An 18,132-nucleotide genomic window follows, 5' to 3' on the forward strand; every position below is an offset into this window, starting at 1 on the left:
CCGCGCCAAGTCCTCGGTCGCCGAGGAGGAGGCGGTCGCCTTCTCCGCGCTCAGCGCCGGCCAGCTCGACGAGGAGCAGTTCTCCTCGTTCGTGGCCACCCTGACCAGCCAGCAGGAGGCGCTGCTCGCCTTCTCGCTGGCCGCCGACCCGGCGCAGCGCGCCCTGGTCAACAGCGCCGTCTCCGGTGACGCGGTAGGCCTCGCCGACCGGGTCGCGTCCGACATCACCCGCTCGGTCGGCCAGCGCCCGCTGGTCACCGCGCGTGACGCCACCGCCGCCATCGGCGCGGTGAACGACCTGATGCGCTGGGCCGAGATGCAGTTGGAGAACTCGCTCCTCGCCCAGACCGACCAGGTCCGTTCGGACGTCATCCAGCAGGCCGTGCTCGAGTCGGTGCTGGTGCTGCTGACCCTGGTCATCGCGGTCACGCTCGCCGTGGTGCTGGCCCGATCGCTCAACGGATCGCTGCGCCGGCTGCGTGAGGGCGCGCTCGCCGTGGCCAACCACGACCTGCCCGACGCCGTGCAGCGCCTGCAGAACATGGGCAGCGTCGGCGAGGGTGGGGTCGACGAGATCGTGCAGCAGGTCCGCGACCCCATCAACCTCTCCAACCGCGACGAGGTCGGCCAGGTGGCCTCCGCCTTCAACGTGGTGCACCGGGAGGCGGTCCGGGTCGCCGCCGAGCAGGCCGCGCTGCGTACCAGCGTCTCGGCGATGTTCCTCAACCTGGCTCGCCGCAGTCAGACCCTGGTCGACCGGATGATCGGCGAGCTGGACGCGATCGAGCGTGGCGAGGAGGACCCGAAGCGGCTGGCGCAGCTCTTCGAGCTGGACCACCTGGCCACCCGAATGCGCCGTAACGACGAGAACCTGCTGGTCCTGGCCGGCGCCGACTCGGCCGTACCGCGCCGCGACGACGCCCTGGTGGTGGACGTGCTGCGCGCCGCCCAGTCCGAGGTCGAGCTCTACAACCGGATCGAGTTCGGCACGGTCGACACCGACATCTCGGTCGCCGCGCACGCCGTCAACGACGTCGTCCGGCTCGTCGCCGAGCTGCTCGACAACGCGACCCGGTTCTCGCCGCCGACCACCATCGTGGTCGCCGACGGCCGCCGGATCCGCGACTACGTGCTGATCCAGATCGAGGACCGGGGGCTCGGCCTCACCGACGAGCAGCTCGACTCGCTGAACCGCCGACTGGCCGCCCCACCGACGGTCGACGTGGCGGCGTTCCGGCTGATGGGTCTGGCGGTGGTGAGCCGCCTGGCGTCCCGCTACGGCATCCGCGTCGAGCTGCGCCGCAACGTCGAGGGCGGCACCGTCGCCCAGGTGACGCTGCCGAACTCCACGGTGGTGCTGCCCAGCCTCACCCGGGGTCGCGAGCAGGCGCTCACCCCGCCGCGCCCGCGTCAGCCGATGGCCGTCGAGCGGGCGCCGCACACGCCGGTCGCGCTCGCCGAGCCGCGTACCGGGCTCACCTCGGCGGCCACGCTGCCCGACGAGTGGCGCACCAGCCCACCCGCCCCGGCGCCGTGGCAGGCTCCGGTGGACGCCCGGGAGACCGCGCCGACCGTGAACGCCGGCGGGCTGACCACGCCACCGGCCCAGCCGTACGCGGCGGACGGGTTCGGCGTCGACAACCCGACCGCCGCCCACCCGACGCTCACGCCGCTGCCCCGGCGCGCGCCGGGCGCCGAGGCCGCCGATCTGCCGCCCGCGCAGTCGGGGACGGGTTCGCTCGGCTCGTACGCCGGACCGAGCGCCCCCGCCATGCCACCGGCGCCGCCCGCCATGCCGCCGGCCCCGCCCGCGATGCCGCCGGCCGCCGCGCCGACGCCGATCGCCGCCCGCCCCGAACCGGTGGCCGAGGCGCCGATCTTCCGGGAGATGGAGGCGGTCTGGTTCCGGTCGCACGGCAACGACGCGACCGCGATCTTCACCCGCCCGAAGTTCGACGAGCCGCCGGCTGCGGCGTCCGGTGCCCGGGCGTCGGCCGAGGCCAGGCCGGCGGCGGTCACCTCGCCGACCACTCCGCTGCCGACCCGTACCCCCGGTGTCGGTGGCACGGCGGGCCCGGCCCAGCCGCCACCGCCGTCGTACGTTCCGCCGGCGGCCAAGCCCGCGCCCACGCCACCCGCGCCGCCCGCACCCGCTCAGGCGGCCCCGGCGCCCGCGGTCGACGCGGACGCCTGGCGGACGGCGGCCGACGAGGGCTGGTCACGCGCCAGCCAGGCGGCCGAGCCGACCGACGGCGGGACCACCCGCTCCGGGCTGCCCAAGCGCGTTCCGCAGGCGCAGCTCGTGCCGGGCGGCATCGAGCCGCGCGGCGGCCGGGAGCCCAGCCGGCGCTCCCCGGATGACGTACGTGGTCTGTTGTCGGCCTACCACCGCGGTGTGCAACGCGGTCGGGCGGCCGGGACGGACCAGAACCACACTTCCAACAAGGAGACCCGATGAACAGGCCAGCGGCCATTCAGGACATGGGTTGGCTGCTCACCAACTTCGCCGACAGCGTGGCTGGCATCGCCCACGTGGTGGCGGTGTCCGCGGACGGGTTGCTGCTCGCCTCCTCCCGGGACCTCCCCGGCGACCGGGCGGACCAGCTCGCCGCGATCACCTCCGGCGTGGTGAGCCTGACCGAGGGTGCCGCCCGGATGTTCAGTGCCGGAGGCGTCCTGCAGACCGTCATCGAGATGGACAGCGGTTACCTGTTCCTGATGTCGATCAGTGACGGTTCGTCGATGGCGGTGCTCGCCGCGCGCAGCTGTGACGTGGGCCAGGTCGGCTACGAGATGGCTCTGCTGGTCGAGCGGGTCGGAGCGGCGCTGGTGCCGCTACCGCGCGACGCGGTGCGTTCGTAGCCGCAGCGCGGTGCGTGCAGAAGCCCGGGGCGCGACGACCGCGCAGAGCCGACGGGACAGGAACGGGACCGGAGCCGCCGGGCACCGGTACGGAGAGGAGGTGATCGCGGATGGAGCCCCGACGTGACCCGCGCGGTGCGCTGGTGCGGCCGTACGCGGTCACCCGCGGCCGTACGGAGCCTCGGCAGGAGATCGCCCTGGAGGCCGTTCTGATGGCCACGCCCACCCAGGTCGCCGAGTCCCGTTTTGCCGGCCACGACAAGCACCGCATCGCCACCGTCTGCGATGGCCGGGCGCAGTCGATGGCGGAAATCGCCGCCTACACCCGGATGCCGCTCGGCGTCGCCCGGGTGCTCGTCGCCGACATGGTGACCGAGGGCCTGCTGACGCTAAACACTGCTGCTCCCGTCGAGGGATTCGAGGAGCGGATGGAACTGCTGGGAAGGGTGCTAAGTGGACTTCGCAGGCTATGACCCCGCCGGGGGGCAGCAGAGCCGCGGGATCGTCTCCGCCAAGATCGTCATCGCGGGCGGGTTCGGGGTCGGCAAGACCACACTGGTCGGCGCGATCTCGGAGATCACCCCGCTGCGGACCGAGGCGGTGATGACCGCGGCCGGTGTCGGCATCGACGATCCGTCCAAGGTGCCGGGCAAGGAGACCACCACGGTCGCCATGGACTTCGGCCGCATCACCATGGCCCAGGACCTGATCCTGTACCTCTTCGGTACGCCGGGACAGACCCGTTTCTGGTTCATGTGGGACGAGATCATCCGGGGTGCGGTGGGTGCCGCCGTGCTGGTCGACACCCGGCGGATCACCGACGCCTTCGCGCCGCTGGACTACTTCGAGAACCGCAACCTGCCGTACGTGGTCGCGCTCAACTGCTTCGACGGCGCTCCCCGGTACGAGCTGGAGGAGATTCGCGAGGCGCTGGCGATCTCGCCCGAGGTGCCGCTGATCATGACCGACGCCCGGCGACGCGACTCGGTGAAGCACGTGCTGGTCACCGTCACCGAGCACGCGATGCTGCGGCTGCAGGCCGAGCACGGCCGGGGCTTCCCGACGCCGGTCGGCTGAGGCGCGATCCGCCTCCGCCGAACGACCCACCCGGTCCGACGCCTCGCGTCGGACCGGGCATCGGTCGTGCGGTCGACGCGCAGGTGGTAGCCGCGCCCGACGCCGTCCGGGCGACGCGGGGCGGCGCGGAGCCGGGCGACCGCCGGTCAAGCGCGCCGTCGGCGGCTTCGGCCTGCGCCCGCACCGTCTCGACCTTGCACCGGGACCGCGCACCGCAGGGAGGCCCGCCGACTCGGTTCCGCCTATCATGTGGGAGATATTTCCCAATGATTGGGAGGCAGGGATGAGCGTCGCCGACGCGTTCGACGCCGTCGCGGGAAGCTACGACGAGGGGCGTCGCCGGCTGGTGCCCTGCTTCGACGCCTTCTACGGCACCGCGGTCGAGGTGGCCGCGCCGCCCCTGCGGGCCGCGCTGGCCGCCGGGCGTACCCCCGAGGTGTTGGACCTGGGTGCGGGCACCGGCCTGCTGTCTCTGCTGCTCGCCGCGGCGGTCCCCGGGGTCCGGCTGACCCTCGTCGACGCCGCTGCGGCGATGCTGGCGGTCGGGGCGGAGCGGCTACGGGCCCGCGGAGTGCCGCACCGCACGGTGCTCGCCGACCTGGCTGACCCACTTCCCGCAGGCCGGTACGACGCGGTGGTCAGCGCGTTGGCCGTCCACCACCTCGACGACGCCGGAAAGCGGACGCTCTATCGACGGGCCGCGGACGCGCTCGTGCCGGGTGGGGTCTTCGTCAACGCCGAGCAGGTCGCCGGCCCGACGCCCGCGCTGGACCGGCGCTACGACGACGTGTGGACGGCGCGGATCATCGAGCTCGGCGCGACAGCCGACGAGATCGCGGCCGCCCGGGAGCGGATGCGGCACGACCGGCCGGCGACGGTGGCCGACCAGTGCGGCTGGCTCACCGACGCCGGCCTCGTCGACGTGGACTGCTTCTTCAAGGAGTGGCGCTTCGCCGTCTTCGGTGGTCACCGCCCCTGATCCCGTCCGCGGCCGGCGCCGGGCACCCTGATCGGGGCGCGATCACCGTCGACGGGACCCGTCCAGGTTCTCGGAGGCCGGGTTGGACCGATTCATCCCGGAACACGAACCGATCGCCGGTTTGCCGATTCACGGCGGCGGGGATGACTGGCGGTCATACCGCTGGGTAATCTTCCCGGCATGACCGCCAAGGTGACGCTGTCGTTCTCCGACGAGACGATCGAGGAGGCGCGCCGGTTCGCCAGGCGCGAGGGCATGTCGCTCTCCGCGTGGATGGACCAGGCCGCCCGGGAGAAGGCGCTCCGGGAGGTCTTCGCCGCGCACGCCGCCGCTGTCGGCCGCGCCGGAATGGATCTCGAGTCGGCCGCCCTCGCCGACGCGCGCGAGGTGGGCATGGTCGACGACCTGCTCTTCCGCGGGCGTCGGCGTGCTGCGTAGGGGAGAGGTCTGGCGCATCGAGGGTGCCCGGGAACGGCTCGGGCTGGTGATCAGCTCGGACGTCTACAACTCCACCGAGGTGCCCATCGTGATCGTGGTCGAGGTGGTCGAGCAGGCGCTGCTGCGCGACTCGCCGCTCGCCGTGCCCATGGGTGGGTACGTGGTGATGCCCGACCGCCTCTCCTCGCCGCTGAAGAAGTGGTTCACCGAGTGCGTGGACGTCGCCGACGCCGACACGATGCACCTGGTCGGCCGGGCGCTGCGCATCCTGCAGCAGCTCTGAGCCCCGCTCGGCGGCGCCCGGCCGGGGCCGGTAGGCTCCCCGCCGGCCCGGCTGCTCCGGCCGCCGAGCGTGACCGGGGGCCGTGACTTCCGCCGGTGACACGTCGGGCAGGACCCCGCTTTGACCAGCCGACCGGGCTCCGGGTATCGTTGCCTGCTGTTGTACGACATCCAGAGGCGTGCCGCTTCAGGTACGCTTGGTCGTTCGTGCGCGCCTGGTGACCCGGCGCGCGACCCCAGACCGACGACGAGACAAGGTAGACCTGTGCGTACGTACAGCCCGAAGCCGGGTGAGATCGAGCGTCAGTGGCACGTCATCGACGCTTCTGATGTCGTGCTGGGCCGCCTGGCCACCCACGCCGCCACGTTGCTGCGTGGCAAGCACAAGCCGACCTTCGCGCCGCACGTCGACACGGGCGACTTCGTCGTCATCGTGAACGCGGGCAAGGTGGCGCTGACCGGCAACAAGCGTCAGCAGAAGATCGCCTACCGCCACTCCGGTTACCCGGGTGGTCTGAAGCAGGTCGGCTACGACGAGCTGCTGACCAAGCGTCCCGAGCGGGCCATCGAGCTGGCTGTCAAGGGGATGCTGCCGCACAACAAGCTCGGCCGTAAGCTCATCAAGAAGCTGAAGGTCTACGCCGGTGCCGAGCACCCGCACGGCGCCCAGCAGCCGGTGCCGTTCGAGATCAAGCAGATCGCGCAGTGAGCGCGGGCGAAGGAATCAGCATGACCGACATCACCGCCACCGAGGTCGCCCCCGAGGCCGCCGAGGCGCCGGCGCCCGTTGCCCGCGCGCCTCGTGGTGACCGCCCGATCCAGACCGTGGGCCGCCGCAAGGAGGCCATCGTCCGGGTTCGCATCGTGCCGGGCACCGGTAAGATCACCTGCAACGGCCGGGACCTCGAGGCCTACTTCCCGAGCAAGGTCCACCAGCAGCTGATCAAGGATCCGCTGGTGACCGCCGAGAAGCCGGAGGCGTTCGACGTCATCGCCAACCTGCGCGGTGGCGGCATCACCGGTCAGGCCGGCGCGCTCCGCCTGGCCATCGCCCGGGCTCTGATCGTCAACGAGCCCGACGACCGCCCGGCCCTGAAGAAGGCCGGCTTCCTGACCCGGGACGCCCGGGTCAAGGAGAGCAAGAAGTACGGCCTCAAGAAGGCCCGCAAGGCTCCTCAGTACTCGAAGCGCTGATCATCACCAGCGCGTTGTACGCCTGACGGACGGCCGGTCCGCCTCCTTTCGACGGGAGGTGGGGCCGGCCGTTTCGCTTCTTCTCTGTCGACCGCGTCATCGGAGGTTTGGCGGGTATGGGTCGGTTGTTCGGTACGGACGGCGTCCGCGGACGCGCGAACGTGGATCTCACACCCGAGCTGGCGCTCGCCGTGGCGGTCGCCGCCGCGCACACACTCGCCGAGACCGACCGGAGTCATCCCCCGGTCGCGGTGGTCGGGCGGGACACCCGGGCCAGCGGCGAGATGCTGGAGGCCGCCGTCGTCGCGGGCCTCACCAGCGCCGGTGCCACGGTGATCCGCGTCGGGGTGCTGCCCACCCCGGCGGTGGCGTACCTGACCGCGGAGGCCAAGGCCGACCTGGGCGTGATGCTCTCCGCGTCGCACAACCCGATGCCGGACAACGGGATCAAGCTCTTCGCCGCCGGCGGGCACAAGCTCCCCGACGAGCTGGAGATGAAGATCGAGGCGGCGATCGAGGCGAACGCCACCTCGGCCTGGGACCGCCCGGTCGGTGCCGGCGTCGGGCGGGTGCACGACCTGCTCGACGGGGCCGACCACTACGTGCAGCACCTGGTCGGGACCGTGCCGCACCGGCTCGACGGGATCAAGGTCGTAGTCGACTGCGCCAACGGCGCGGCGGCCGACGTCGCCCCGGTCGCGTACCGGGAGGCCGGCGCCGAGGTGATCGCCATCCACGCCGAGCCCGACGGGCTCAACATCAACGACGAGTGCGGCTCCAACCACATCGAGGCGTTGCGCGCCGCGGTCGTCGAGCACGGCGCGCACCTGGGCATCGCGCACGACGGCGACGCCGATCGCTGTGTGGCGGTGACCGCCGACGGCGACGAGGTCGACGGCGACCAGCTCATGGCGATCCTCGCGCTCGCCATGCGGGAGGCCGGGGCGCTCACCGACGACACGCTCGTCGCGACCGTGATGAGCAACCTCGGGCTCCGGCTGGCGATGTCCGCCGAGGGCATCCGGCTGGTCGAGACGAAGGTCGGCGACCGGTACGTCCTGGAGGAGCTGCGCGCGTCCGGGCTCGCCCTCGGCGGCGAGCAGAGCGGGCACATCGTCATGCCCGCCTACGCGACCACCGGCGACGGCGTGCTGACCGGCCTGCACCTGATGTCCCGGATGGCGGCCACCGGGCGTTCCCTGGCCGAGCTCGCCGCCGTGGTGACCAAGCTGCCGCAGGTGCTGATCAACGTGCCGGTCGGCGACCGCACCGTCGGCGCCGCCGCTCCGGCGGTACGTGCCGAGGTCGAGCGGGCCGAGAACGAGCTGGGCGGCACCGGCCGGGTGCTCCTGCGCCCCTCCGGCACCGAGCCGCTGGTCCGGGTGATGGTCGAGGCCGCCACCGAGGCGACGGCCCGGTCGGTCGCCGAGCGCATCGCCGAGCAGGTCCGCACCGCCAGTCCGGCCTCCTGACCGGTCCGGCAGGGGCCACACCGGCTGCTCGTCACTCCTCGGCGAGCAGCCGCGCGGCCGGCAGTCGACGTAGCAGGGCCGCCGGCAGGAGCGCCGCCAGGCCGCTCACGACGATGCCGGCGACCGCCGTGACACCGGCCACCAGCAGCAGACCGGCGGGGAGCGCGCCGATGAGGCCCACCGCGCCCAGCAGACCCAGCAGGGCCCCGCTGCCGGCGCCCAGCGCTCCGAGCGCGAGCGCCTCGTAGGCGATGAGCCGGGCGAGCGCCCCATCGGTCCAGCCGATCGCGCGGAGCGTGGCCAGCTCCGCAGCGCGGTCGCGGACCCCGAGGTAGATCACGTCGGCCACGGCGGCCGCGCCGAGCAGCATGGTCGCCGCCGCGGCGATCAGGTCCGCTCCGCGGACGTCGAGCGAGATCGCGTCCCCCAGCAGGCTGCCGACGACCGCGCCGCGGAAGGCGTACGAGACGGTGCCGACCAGGGTCAGCGCCGCGACGCCGATGGCCAGGGCACCCGCACCGAGCAGGGTGCGCCCCGGCGTACGGGCGAGGTTGGTGAGGGCCAACTGGAACAGGGTGCGGGGCCGGGTACCACGGCCGACGGCGGCCACCGCGGGACGTAGCGCGGCGGCCGGATGCGCGCGACTGGCGCGCAGCGCCGGGGTCAGGCCGGCGACCAGCGCCAGCAGCAGCGCCACCGGTACGGCGAGCAGCGCCCGCCACCAGCCGACGTCGATTCCGAGCGCGGCCGAGATCGGTGTCGCCAGGGCGACGGAGAGCAGCCCGGCGACGAGGCCGAGGGTGGCCACCTCGCCGAGGACGAGCAGGCTGATCCGCCGGGCCGACCAGCCGAGGCAGGCGAGCAGCGCCAGCTCGGACCTGCGGTCCCGGACCGCAGCGGTCACCGCGTTGCCCAGGAAGAGCGCGCACACGACCAGTACGAGCAGGAAGAGCAGCACGCTCTTGCGGTCGACGGCCTGCACGATGACGGACCCGACCCCGAGGGCGGACCAGTTCTCGGTCAGCCGCAGCTCGGGACGGCCGAAGGAGCCGGCGGGCAGCTCGACGGTCTGCGGGGCGGGGGAGGAGCCGAGGGTGATGTCCACGTCCAGCCCGGTGGCCTCGGCGATCTGCTCGGCCACCAGACGGACCCGTTCCGCGGAGTGCTCGCTGTAACCGTCGACGTCCTCGACGCGTACCCGGACGGCGCTGATCGGCGCGTCGCGCTGCGCCCGGGGCGCCCCCTCCAACAGCTTCGGCAGGGACTCCAGGTTGGTCAGCAGGAACGGGGGCGTGCTCAGGTAGCCGGCCGGGTTTCCGCCGGGGAACAACGGCTGATCGCCGAGGGCCGTCCGACTGGGCTCGTCCGCTCCCTCGGCCGTCGGCGGCTCGTACGTCTCCAACGGCACCCGGGACAGGTCGCCGAACCGGGTCAGCCGCTCGGGGTCGAAGACGCCGACGGGCTCCCATCCCGGCATCTTCCGCCCGCCGAGCCCACGCGTCTCCAGCCTGTGCAGCGTGCGGAACGACGTGTCCGCCCCGAGCCAGGGCACGGGCATGTCGCGTTCGCGGGCCTCCCCGTACACGCCGGGATCGGGGTCGACTGCGCGGGCCCGCAGCGTGCCGTCGGGTAGCTCCTCGTAGCCGGGCGGGCCCGCCTGCAGCACCGACCGCAGCTCGCCGAAGCAGCAACTGCCACTGTCCCGGAGCGCCTTCGCCAACTGCGCCTCCTGGGCGGCCGCGACGTCCAGCCGGACGGATCCGGCCGGGATCGCCTCGGCGGCCTCCAACGCTCTGCTCACCGCCGTCTCGGAGAGGCCGGCCACCCGATCGGGACGGAGCCGGGTGAAGGCCACCGAGATGTTGCCGTCGACGTACGGCCGGCTCGTCGCCAGCACCGGGAACTGCCGGTTCTGTATCCCGGGCAGGTCCCTCGGCAGGTCGTCCGGGCGCAGTGCCCGGCCCTGCACCACGGCGCTGCTGAGCCCCACGAGCCGCTCCTCGGCCGGCGGATCGACGGCCGCGAGCAGGAACGGCACGTGCGCCGAGACGGGTACCGTCAGGCGGTCCCGCACGCGCGGGCGGAACGTTCCCGTCGGCACTTCTCCGTCGTACGCCATCTCCACGTCCGCGAACCGCCCGTCGGGGCGGAGCTGGAACGTCCAGAATCCGGTGTTCTCCAGCTCCGATCGCGAGCTGCCGGGCGCGCCGACGGGTTGGGGTATTCCGCAGATCGGCTCCGTACGGCCGTCGGGAAGGATCTCCAGGGCGCCTCCGGAGACCGCGCCGTCGCAGTGGGCGAGCGGATAGGACCTGCCGTTGGTGTGCGGGACGGGACCGGTGAGGGAATCTATCGGCCCGACCGGTTGGGCCACCGCGTTGCGGGTGACGTAGACGTAGAGCGGGCGGGCCGCCGCGCGGGACAGCCCGCGCTCGGCGCTGAAGGTCGGGTCGATGCGGATCACCTGGCGGTCGGCGTCACGGTCCACAGCGGCGGTGAGGTCGACCTCCACCGGCACCCACCGGATCGAGTGACCGAGCATCGCGATCGGCGCCGCGACCTCCACCCCGTCGACGGCGGCGACCTGCCGGTACTGCGCCGGGCTGATGCCGCCGAAGAGCCCGGAGAGGTAGTTGGGCTGCACCCGTCCCCGCGCCGCCTCCTGCGCGGTGCGGCTCCCCTTCGGCCGGACCAGGACGTCGTACGCGGCCGCGCTGTCCCGTTCGACCGTGCCGATCACCTGGAGCCGGGACGCCGTGGTGGCGCCGGTGAGCACGATGAAGCCGGTGGTCGCCACCAGCACTCCGGTCAGCAGGGCTATCGACCGTCCGGCTCGCCCGCGTAGCTGGCGCCAGATGAATCCGAGCATCGCGTCCCGCCTCTCCGTCAGGTCGCAGGTCCCGCTTCCGGGTTGGAGAGCCGCCCTGACGGGCCGCCCGCCGCCTCAGAGCCGCAGCCGAGCCGCCCGCCGCCTCAGAGCCGCAGCCGAGCCGCCCGCCGCCTCAGAGCCGCAGCCGGGCGGCCCGGTCGAAGGTCTCCGCCGGCTCCTCTCCCTCGGTGAGGTCGAGGTCCTCGACCACCCGACCGTCGCCGAGCCGGATCAGCCGGTCGCAGCGGGCGGCGATGGCCCGCTCGTGGGTGGCGAGCACGATCGTCATGCCGTGCCGGTCGCGCAGGCCGAGCAGGAGGTCGAGGATCTGCGCGCCGGTGGTCGAGTCGAGGTTGCCGGTGGGCTCGTCGGCGAGGAGCAGGCCGGGACCGCCCATCAGCGCGCGGGCGACGGCGACCCGCTGCTGCTGGCCGCCGGAGAGCTGTGCCGGCAGGGCCCGTTCCCGCTCGGCGAGGCCGACGGCGTCGAGCAGTTCCCGGGCCTGGGCCAGGTGGTCGGTACGACCGCGACGAGGCAGCACGGGCGCGAGCACGTTGTCCAGCACGGTGAGCGCGGGGAGCAGGTGGTAGCGCTGGAAGACGAAGCCCACCCGCTGCCGGTAACGCGCCAGACCTGCCCGGCGCAGGCCGCTGATCTCCACTCCGTCGACGGTGATGGTCCCCTCGTCGGGCTGCTCGATCGCGCCGATCAGGTGCAGCAGCGTCGACTTGCCCGACCCGCTGGGCCCGGTCAGCGCCACCACCGAACCCGCCGCGATCGTCAACGAGACGTCGTCGACCGCCGTGATCTGCTCCGCCCCGCTGCCGAACCGCCGGGCCAGGCGCTCCACCGAGACGGTGCTGCCGGTCTGCTCGCTCATCGTCTACTCCTCTGCCAGTAGGCGCGCCGTACGCAGGCGGCGCAACAGGGTGGTGGGCACCAGGGCGGCGACGGTCGTCACCAGTACTCCGGCCATCGCGACCAGCGCCGCGACCAGGACCAGCGCGGCGGGGAGGTCGCCGACCATCCAGGCCGCCCCGCCCAGCCCCACCGCCGCCCCGGTCACCGCGCCCGCGACGCCCAACGCCAGCCCCTCGTAGCCGATCAGCCGGGCGAGCGCAGCGTCGGTCCACCCGACCGCACGCAACGTGGCCAGTTCGGCGGCCCGGTCGCGGATGTTGAGGTAGAGCACGTCCGCCACCGCCGCGGCGCCGAGCAACACCGTGGCCGCAGCCGCCGCCGCGTCCGCACCGCGCACGCTCAGCGAGACCACGTCGCCGAGCAGGCTGCCGACGATCGCCCCGCGGAAGGCGTACGCGGCGGCGGCGACCAGCGTCAGCGCGGCCACCCCGATCGCCAGGGCACCGGCTCCCAGAAGCGTCCGTCCGGGGGTCCGGAGCAGATTGGCCAGGGCGAGGCCGGCGAGGGTGCGCGGGCGGCGTACCCAGCGAGCGCCCGCCACCACCGGGCGGAGCGCGCCGGCCGGGTGGGCGCGCGCCGCCCGCAGCGCCGGCACCACTCCCGCGGCCAGGGCGAGGAGCAGCGCCACGGGCACGGCCAGCGCGGCCCGCCACCAGTCCACGTCGATGCCGAGCGCGGTACCGATCGGCACCGCGAGGGCCAGCGAGAGCAGGCCCGCCGTGAGCCCGAGCACGGCGACCTCGCCGAGGATCAGTGCGCCGATCCGGCGGACCGGCCAGCCGAGACAGGCGAGCACCGCCAACTCCGGCCTGCGGTCCCGGACGGCGGCGCTGACCGCGTTGCCGAGGAACAGCGCGCAGACCACCAACACCAGGAAGAAGAGCACCACGCTCTTGCGGTCCACCGCCTGCGCGATGACCGACGCCACGCCGAGCGCCGACCAGTGCTCGGTCAACCGCAGCAGGGGCCGTCCGAACGATCCGGAGGGCAGTTCCACGATCTGCGGCGCGGGTGAGGAGCCGAGGGTGATGTCGACGTCCAGGCCGGTCGTCCTGGCGATCTGCTCGGCGATCAGCCGGACGCGTTCGGCGGAGCGTTCGTTGTAGCCCGACACGTCGGCGACCCGGACGCGGATGGCGCTGATCGGTGCCTCGACCTGCGGGACAGGGCCGCCCTTCAGGAGCGTCGGCACGCTGCCGAGGTTGGTGAGCAGCAGCGGAGGGGCGGCGAGGTAGCCGGCCGGGTTGCCACTCGGCTCCAGGGGCTGCCCGCCCAACGCGGCCCGGCTCTCGTCGTCGGCCCCTTGTGCCACCGGCGCCTGGTAGGTCTCCAGGGGCACCCTGCCGACGTCGCTGAACCCGGCCAACTTGCCCGGGTCGAAGACACCGACCGCGCGCCAGTAACGCTGGGGCGCGTTGCCGCCGTCGGGCAGCGGTAACCGGCGTACCGCTCGGGTGGGCTGGTCCTCGGAGAGCCAGGGCCGGGGGAGTGGACTGGCGGTGGTCTCGTCGCCGTAGGCCGTGGGTTCGGCGGGTGGCTGCGGGCGCGCGCGTAGTGTGCCGTCGGGCCGACGCTCGTACTGCACGTCACCGGACTGCACGATGGCCTGCAGCTGCCCGTAACAGCAGCCGGTCTCGGAGAGCCCTTCGGCGAGCTGCGCCCGATAGCCGGCGGCGACGTCGTACCGGTCCGATCCGGCCGCGATCCCGCTGGCGCGGCCCAGCGTGTGCTCCAGGTCGATGACCGACACGCCGGCCGGACTGACCCCGGGCAGCCGGGTGAGCCGGGCCGCCAGTGCCGCGTCGAAGAAGGGTCGACTGGTGACGAGCACCGGGGTGGCGAGGGTGACCGCGGTGCCGAGGCGCTTGACGTCGACCGTGTCGTGCGGGCCGACAACTCGTCCCTCGATCACGGCACCACCGAGGCCGACCAACCGCTCCTCGGCTGCCGGGTCCACTGCGGCGAGCAGGAACGGCACGGTCAGGTCGTACGCCATGCGCAGCCGGTCGGAGACGGCCGGTGACGGGCCGGACCCTCCGGTCACCAGCACGCCCGGCATGCTCTCGAAGCGGCCGTCCGGCAGCAGACGTACCGCGTCGACGGTCCACTCCGCACGCTCGGAATAGGTGCTGGGGCTTCCCAGCAGGGCGAATCGCGGGTCGCAGACGGCAAGGCTGCGCCCGTTCGGCAGCACCTCACGGGGAACGAGTCCGCAGCTCGCCTCCGCGGAGTACGAGCGGCCGTCGGAGTACGGGACCGCGTCGCTGTCGAACGGCGGGTCGAGCCGGGGATAGATCAGCGGGTGCTTGGTCACGTACACGTAGCGGGGCTTGCCGGGCGCGGTGGAGAGCCCGCGCTCGGCCACGAAGGTCGGATCGACCCGGATCACCTGCCGATCCAGTGACCGGTCGACGGCGTCGGTGAGGTCCAGTGGGGTCGGCACCAGGGTGGTCGAGTAGCCGAGCATCGCGATCGGCGCTGCCACGTCGATGCCGGGGACGGCCTTGACCTGCTCGTACTGCTGCGTCGTGATGCCGCCGAAGTGGCCGGAGAGGTAGTTCGGACGGACCAGTCCGCGCTCGGCCTCCAGGGGGGTGCGTGTCCCCTGAGGCCGGACGAGGATGTCGTAGGCGACGCGGGTGTTGCGCTCGACGGTGCCGGTGACGTCGAGACGGGAGGTGGTGGTGGCGCCCGTGAGCACCACGAACCCGGTCGTCGCCACGAGCACGCCGACCATGAGCGCCACCGACCGTCCCGCACGGCCGCGAAGCTGACCCCAGATGAACCTGAGCATGTTCGCGCCTCCCCGTTGTGCTGCCCATCACTCTGCGCGTTACATTGTCACAATGCAAGACCGGAATTGGAGGGGATGATGGCGATCCAGCACGCTGTCCTGGCGTTGCTGGCCGGCGGGCCCAGCTACGGCTATGAGCTGAAGGGCGAGTTCGAGAACTCCGTCGGTCCACAGTGGGGCCCGTTGAACATCGGGCACCTCTACCAGATCCTCGACCGCTTGTCGCGGGACGCGTTGGTGGTCGCGCACCGTGAGGAGCAGCCCACCAAGCCGGACCGGGTGGTCTACGAGATAACCGACGCCGGGCGCGTCGAGCTGGACCGCTGGCTCGGCGAGCCGAGTCCGCGCAGCGGCGGGTTCCGGGACGACTTCTTCCTGAAGGTGACCGCCGCCGCCCGCTCCGGCGCCGCGCAGACCGTACGGACGGTCCTCGGCAGCCAGCGCGGGCACCTGCTGCGGGAGCTGCGCAACCTCGACGGTCTGCGGCGTACGGCCGGCGACCCGGTGGTCGGGTTGCTGCTCGCCGCCGCGTGTCGACACGTCGAGGCCGATCTCGCCTTCATCGACGACGCGGAGTCGGTGCTGCTCGCCGACGGCGGTTCGGTGCTCTCCACGATGGCGGCGGCCCGTCCGGTGAAGCCCTCCGAGGAGGGGGCGGGCCCGACCCGGATCGCCGGGTGACCCGGCCCGGCCGTCCGGAGGTCAGCCCGCGGCGAGTCGGCGCAGGCGGGTGACCGCCTCGGTCAGCACCTCGGGCCGTTTGCAGAAGGCGAAGCGGACCAGCCGCCGCCCGGCCTCGGCGTCGTCGTAGAAGACCTGGGTCGGCACCGCGACCACCCCGCACCGCTGCGGCAGCGAACGGCAGAACTCCACCCCGTCCCGGCCGCCGAGCGACGTGACGTCGGCGGTGACGAAGTACGTGCCCTCCGGGGCGAGCACGTCGAAGCCGGCGTCGTTCAGGCCCTCGACCAGCTGGTCTCGCCGCGCCTGCAGCCCGGCCCGGAACCCGCTGAAGTACTCGTCCGGCAGGCCCAGCGCCACCGCCGCTGCAGGCTGCAGCGGCGCTGCGTTGACGAAGGTGAGGAACTGCTTCACCCGGAGCAGCGCGGAGACCAGCCGCGCCGGTCCGCTCGCCCAGCCGATCTTCCACCCGGTGCAGGAGAACGTCTTGCCGGCGGAGGAGATCCGCAGGGTGCGTTCCCGCATACCCGGCAGCGTGGCGAGGGGCAGGTGCGGGGCGGAGGCGTCGGTGAAGACCAGGTGCTCGTAGACCTCGTCGGTCACCGCGTACGCGTCGTGCTCCTGGCACAGCTCGGCGACGAGCGCCAGCTCGGCCGGAGTGAAGACCTTCCCGGTCGGGTTGTGCGGCGAGTTCAGCAGCACCAGCCGGGTCCGCGGCCCGAACGCCGCGCGCAGCGCCTCCGGGTCGAAGGCGTACCGGCCATTGTCGACCGGGCGCAACGTCACCGGGCGGCGGACCGCGCCGGCCAGGGCGATGGAGGCGGCGTACGAGTCGTAGTACGGCTCGAAGCAGACCACCTCGTCGCCCGGCTCGCAGAGGGCGAGGATCGCGGCAGCGACCGCCTCGGTGGCGCCCGCCGTCACCACGACCTCGCCGTCCGGGTCGTACTCCAGCCCCCAGAACCGGCGCTGATGGGCCGCCACCGCCGCGCGCAGGGCGGGGATGCCCGGGCCCGGCGGGTACTGGTTCTGCCCGGATCGCAGCGCCTCGGCGGCGGCGGCGAGCATCTCCGGCGGGCCGTCGGTGTCCGGGAAGCCCTGGCCCAGGTTGACCGCGCCGGTGCGTACGGCGAGCGCGGACATCTCGGCGAAGATGGTCGTGCCGAACGGCCGCATCCGGGCCACCAGCGGATCGACATCGGCGGTCGTCGTCACGCCCGCCAGCCTACGACTTCCCGGCTCCGGCTCAACCGACCGCTCCACCGGAGCAGCTTGCCCGCGAGCCCGCGACACCCACCTTCTCGGTGATCGGGGCGCCACCGTCGACCCGGACCGAGCAGGTGAGCGTGTCCCCGGTGCCGGCGATCCGGCTGGCCTGCAACACCACCTGGTCGCGATGATCGGTACGGATGCTCCTGCGCCAGGGCAACGACCTCGCGTCCAACCAGACGGGGACGCCGTTCGCGTCGTAGTACAGGATGTCGGCCCGCCCGCGGCCGGTCACCTCGTAGACCACCGAGATCAGGCCGGGACCGCCGGACGGGGTGGTGGCGGGGCTGGCCGAGGGGGTCGGCGCCGAGGTGGCGTCCGTGGCCGTGTCGCCGTCTTCGCCGTCCGTGGCCGTGTCGCCGTCCCCGCCGTCCGTGGCTGTGTCGCCGTCTTCGCCGTCCGTGGCCGTGTCGCCGTCCCCGCTCTCCGCCGACAGGTCGTCGGCGAACGGGTCGGCCTGGGCGTGGTCCGCGGGCGGGTCGGAGAGGCGCGCACCGAGTGCGACGCCGCCGACGAGCAGGAGCGCCCCGGCGAGGAGCGCGCCGACGAGCCGCCGGCCCCGCCGCGCGCGGGGCCGTGCGTCACCGGTGACCGGGTACGCGACGCCGCCGCCGAGATCGACGATCGGCACCGACGTCGCGTCGGCCGTCGGAGCGGGCGAATGGAGTGGGGTGGCGAGCCAGAGATCCGGCCGCGCCGTGTTCTCCTCGGTCGATGCCGGATCGAGTGGCGCCCAGGGTTGGGGCTCGGGTGGCGGAGCGGGTGGCGACGGATCGGAGGGCGGCGGCCCGTCGGACATGGGTACTCCAGTTCGCGTGGGCGAGCGCGTCGGTCGGGGCCCGCCAGCCTACGGACCGCCCGACCGCCCGGTGCGGCCCTCCCCGGCCCGGCTCGCCGGCGGCGGGGTGTCGACCGCGCTGGAGCCCCCGGCCTCCCGGCCTCCCGGCCCTCGGCTCCCGGCAATCGGTCCCCGGTCCTCGGCCCCGGCCTCGGCCCCCGGCCCCCGGCCTCGGCCCCCGGCCCCCGGCCTCGGCCCCCGGCCCCCGGCCTCGGCCCCCGGCCCCGGCCCCGGCCCCGGCCCCCGGCCCCCGGCCCCGGCCTCGGCCCCCGGCCCCCGGCCCCCGGCCCCGGCCTCGGCCCCCGGCCTCGGCCCCCGGCCCCCGGCCCCCGGCCCCGGCCCCGGCCCCCGGCCTCGGCCCCCGGCCCCGGCCCCCGGCCCCGGCCCCGGCCCTCGGCGTGCGGCGGCGGGCGAGATCAACTCGACTTCCTTGAGGTCGGGGCATCCGCCGACCCG

The 18,132-nt window shown here is 73.7% G+C and carries 16 protein-coding genes; 11 read left to right on the plus strand and 5 right to left on the minus strand.

The window, feature by feature from the left end; translation table 11 throughout:
• The 10 genes from D7044_RS10845 to glmM form a co-directional block, all read left to right on the plus strand.
• Positions 1–2,458 (plus strand): sensor histidine kinase (locus D7044_RS10845; protein ID WP_120688783.1); only part of this gene is annotated, 2,458 nt, incomplete at its 5' end.
• Positions 2,455–2,862, plus strand: a complete 408-nt coding sequence (locus D7044_RS10850; protein WP_120684473.1) for a roadblock/LC7 domain-containing protein — start codon at positions 2,455–2,457, stop codon at positions 2,860–2,862. The genes D7044_RS10845 and D7044_RS10850, both read left to right, overlap by 4 nt.
• Positions 2,863–2,972: 110 nt before the next feature.
• Positions 2,973–3,335, plus strand: a complete 363-nt coding sequence (locus tag D7044_RS10855; RefSeq protein ID WP_120684475.1) for a DUF742 domain-containing protein — start codon at positions 2,973–2,975, stop codon at positions 3,333–3,335.
• Entirely contained in the window at positions 3,316–3,939 is a 624-nt protein-coding gene (locus tag D7044_RS10860; RefSeq protein ID WP_120684375.1) for a GTP-binding protein, read from the plus strand. Before D7044_RS10855 ends, D7044_RS10860 begins: the two co-directional genes overlap by 20 nt.
• Before the next feature lie 283 nt (positions 3,940–4,222).
• Complete coding sequence (locus D7044_RS10865; protein WP_120688784.1) at positions 4,223–4,918, plus strand: class I SAM-dependent methyltransferase; 696 nt, start codon at positions 4,223–4,225, stop codon at positions 4,916–4,918.
• A gap of 180 nt (positions 4,919–5,098) precedes the next feature.
• The gene (locus D7044_RS10870; protein WP_120684379.1) at positions 5,099–5,356 is read left to right on the plus strand and encodes a DUF6364 family protein; all 258 of its coding nucleotides are present in this window, start codon (positions 5,099–5,101) and stop codon (positions 5,354–5,356) included.
• Positions 5,346–5,639 (plus strand): hypothetical protein, encoded by a 294-nt coding sequence (locus tag D7044_RS10875; RefSeq protein WP_120684381.1) that lies wholly within the window; start codon positions 5,346–5,348, stop codon positions 5,637–5,639. Before D7044_RS10870 ends, D7044_RS10875 begins: the two co-directional genes overlap by 11 nt.
• A gap of 264 nt (positions 5,640–5,903) precedes the next feature.
• A complete protein-coding gene (gene rplM / locus D7044_RS10880) occupies positions 5,904–6,347 on the plus strand; it encodes a 50S ribosomal protein L13 (RefSeq protein WP_018720634.1) in 444 nt (147 codons plus the stop codon).
• A gap of 20 nt (positions 6,348–6,367) precedes the next feature.
• Positions 6,368–6,832: a 30S ribosomal protein S9 gene (gene rpsI, locus D7044_RS10885; RefSeq protein ID WP_120688785.1), complete on the plus strand. Its 465-nt coding sequence runs from the start codon at positions 6,368–6,370 to the stop codon at positions 6,830–6,832.
• 116 nt (positions 6,833–6,948) lie between these two features.
• Entirely contained in the window at positions 6,949–8,304 is a 1,356-nt protein-coding gene (gene glmM / locus D7044_RS10890; protein ID WP_120684383.1) for a phosphoglucosamine mutase, read from the plus strand.
• Positions 8,305–8,335: 31 nt separating this feature from the next.
• On the opposite strand, the gene D7044_RS10895 is transcribed toward glmM, so the two are convergent.
• The 3 genes from D7044_RS10895 to D7044_RS10905 all read right to left on the minus strand — a co-directional run bounded on the left by D7044_RS10895 (position 8,336) and on the right by D7044_RS10905 (position 14,888).
• Complete coding sequence (locus tag D7044_RS10895; protein WP_147434637.1) at positions 8,336–11,173, minus strand: FtsX-like permease family protein; 2,838 nt, start codon at positions 11,171–11,173, stop codon at positions 8,336–8,338.
• Positions 11,174–11,306: 133 nt separating this feature from the next.
• Positions 11,307–12,053, minus strand: a complete 747-nt coding sequence (locus D7044_RS10900; protein WP_120688787.1) for an ABC transporter ATP-binding protein — start codon at positions 12,051–12,053, stop codon at positions 11,307–11,309.
• Between the two features lie 3 nt (positions 12,054–12,056).
• A complete protein-coding gene (locus tag D7044_RS10905; RefSeq protein WP_120688788.1) occupies positions 12,057–14,888 on the minus strand; it encodes an ABC transporter permease in 2,832 nt (943 codons plus the stop codon).
• A 78-nt stretch (positions 14,889–14,966) separates the two neighbouring features.
• Between D7044_RS10905 and D7044_RS10910 the strand changes: the two genes are divergently transcribed.
• Positions 14,967–15,569, plus strand: a complete 603-nt coding sequence (locus tag D7044_RS10910; RefSeq protein ID WP_158609414.1) for a PadR family transcriptional regulator — start codon at positions 14,967–14,969, stop codon at positions 15,567–15,569.
• Between the two features lie 21 nt (positions 15,570–15,590).
• On the opposite strand, the gene D7044_RS10915 is transcribed toward D7044_RS10910, so the two are convergent.
• Together D7044_RS10915 and D7044_RS10920 are read right to left on the minus strand one after the other, a co-directional pair.
• On the minus strand, positions 15,591–16,784 hold the full coding sequence (locus D7044_RS10915; RefSeq protein ID WP_120684393.1) for a pyridoxal phosphate-dependent aminotransferase: 1,194 nt from the start codon (positions 16,782–16,784) through the stop codon (positions 15,591–15,593).
• 31 nt (positions 16,785–16,815) lie between these two features.
• The gene (locus D7044_RS10920; RefSeq protein WP_147434638.1) at positions 16,816–17,637 is read right to left on the minus strand and encodes an MmpS family transport accessory protein; all 822 of its coding nucleotides are present in this window, start codon (positions 17,635–17,637) and stop codon (positions 16,816–16,818) included.
• Positions 17,638–18,132: the final 495 nt, after the last annotated feature.

It is taken from the genome of Micromonospora musae (genome assembly GCF_003626635.1).
Classification (GTDB): Bacteria; Actinomycetota; Actinomycetes; order Mycobacteriales; family Micromonosporaceae; genus Micromonospora; species Micromonospora musae.

Excerpts from the sequence above, each read along its gene's own strand:
- D7044_RS10870 (WP_120684379.1), top strand. The coding sequence starts at position 5,099 with ATGACCGCCAAGGTGACGCTGTCGTTCTCCGACGAGACGATCGAGGAG.
- D7044_RS10855 (WP_120684475.1), top strand. The coding sequence starts at position 2,973 with ATGGAGCCCCGACGTGACCCGCGCGGTGCGCTGGTGCGGCCGTACGCG.
- glmM (WP_120684383.1), top strand. The coding sequence starts at position 6,949 with ATGGGTCGGTTGTTCGGTACGGACGGCGTCCGCGGACGCGCGAACGTG.
- D7044_RS10865 (WP_120688784.1), top strand. The coding sequence starts at position 4,223 with ATGAGCGTCGCCGACGCGTTCGACGCCGTCGCGGGAAGCTACGACGAG.
- rpsI (WP_120688785.1), top strand. The coding sequence starts at position 6,368 with ATGACCGACATCACCGCCACCGAGGTCGCCCCCGAGGCCGCCGAGGCG.
- D7044_RS10895 (WP_147434637.1), bottom strand. The coding sequence starts at position 11,173 with ATGCTCGGATTCATCTGGCGCCAGCTACGCGGGCGAGCCGGACGGTCG.
- D7044_RS10900 (WP_120688787.1), bottom strand. The coding sequence starts at position 12,053 with ATGAGCGAGCAGACCGGCAGCACCGTCTCGGTGGAGCGCCTGGCCCGG.
- D7044_RS10905 (WP_120688788.1), bottom strand. The coding sequence starts at position 14,888 with ATGCTCAGGTTCATCTGGGGTCAGCTTCGCGGCCGTGCGGGACGGTCG.
- D7044_RS10910 (WP_158609414.1), top strand. The coding sequence starts at position 14,967 with ATGGCGATCCAGCACGCTGTCCTGGCGTTGCTGGCCGGCGGGCCCAGC.
- D7044_RS10850 (WP_120684473.1), top strand. The coding sequence starts at position 2,455 with ATGAACAGGCCAGCGGCCATTCAGGACATGGGTTGGCTGCTCACCAAC.
- D7044_RS10920 (WP_147434638.1), bottom strand. The coding sequence starts at position 17,637 with ATGTCCGACGGGCCGCCGCCCTCCGATCCGTCGCCACCCGCTCCGCCA.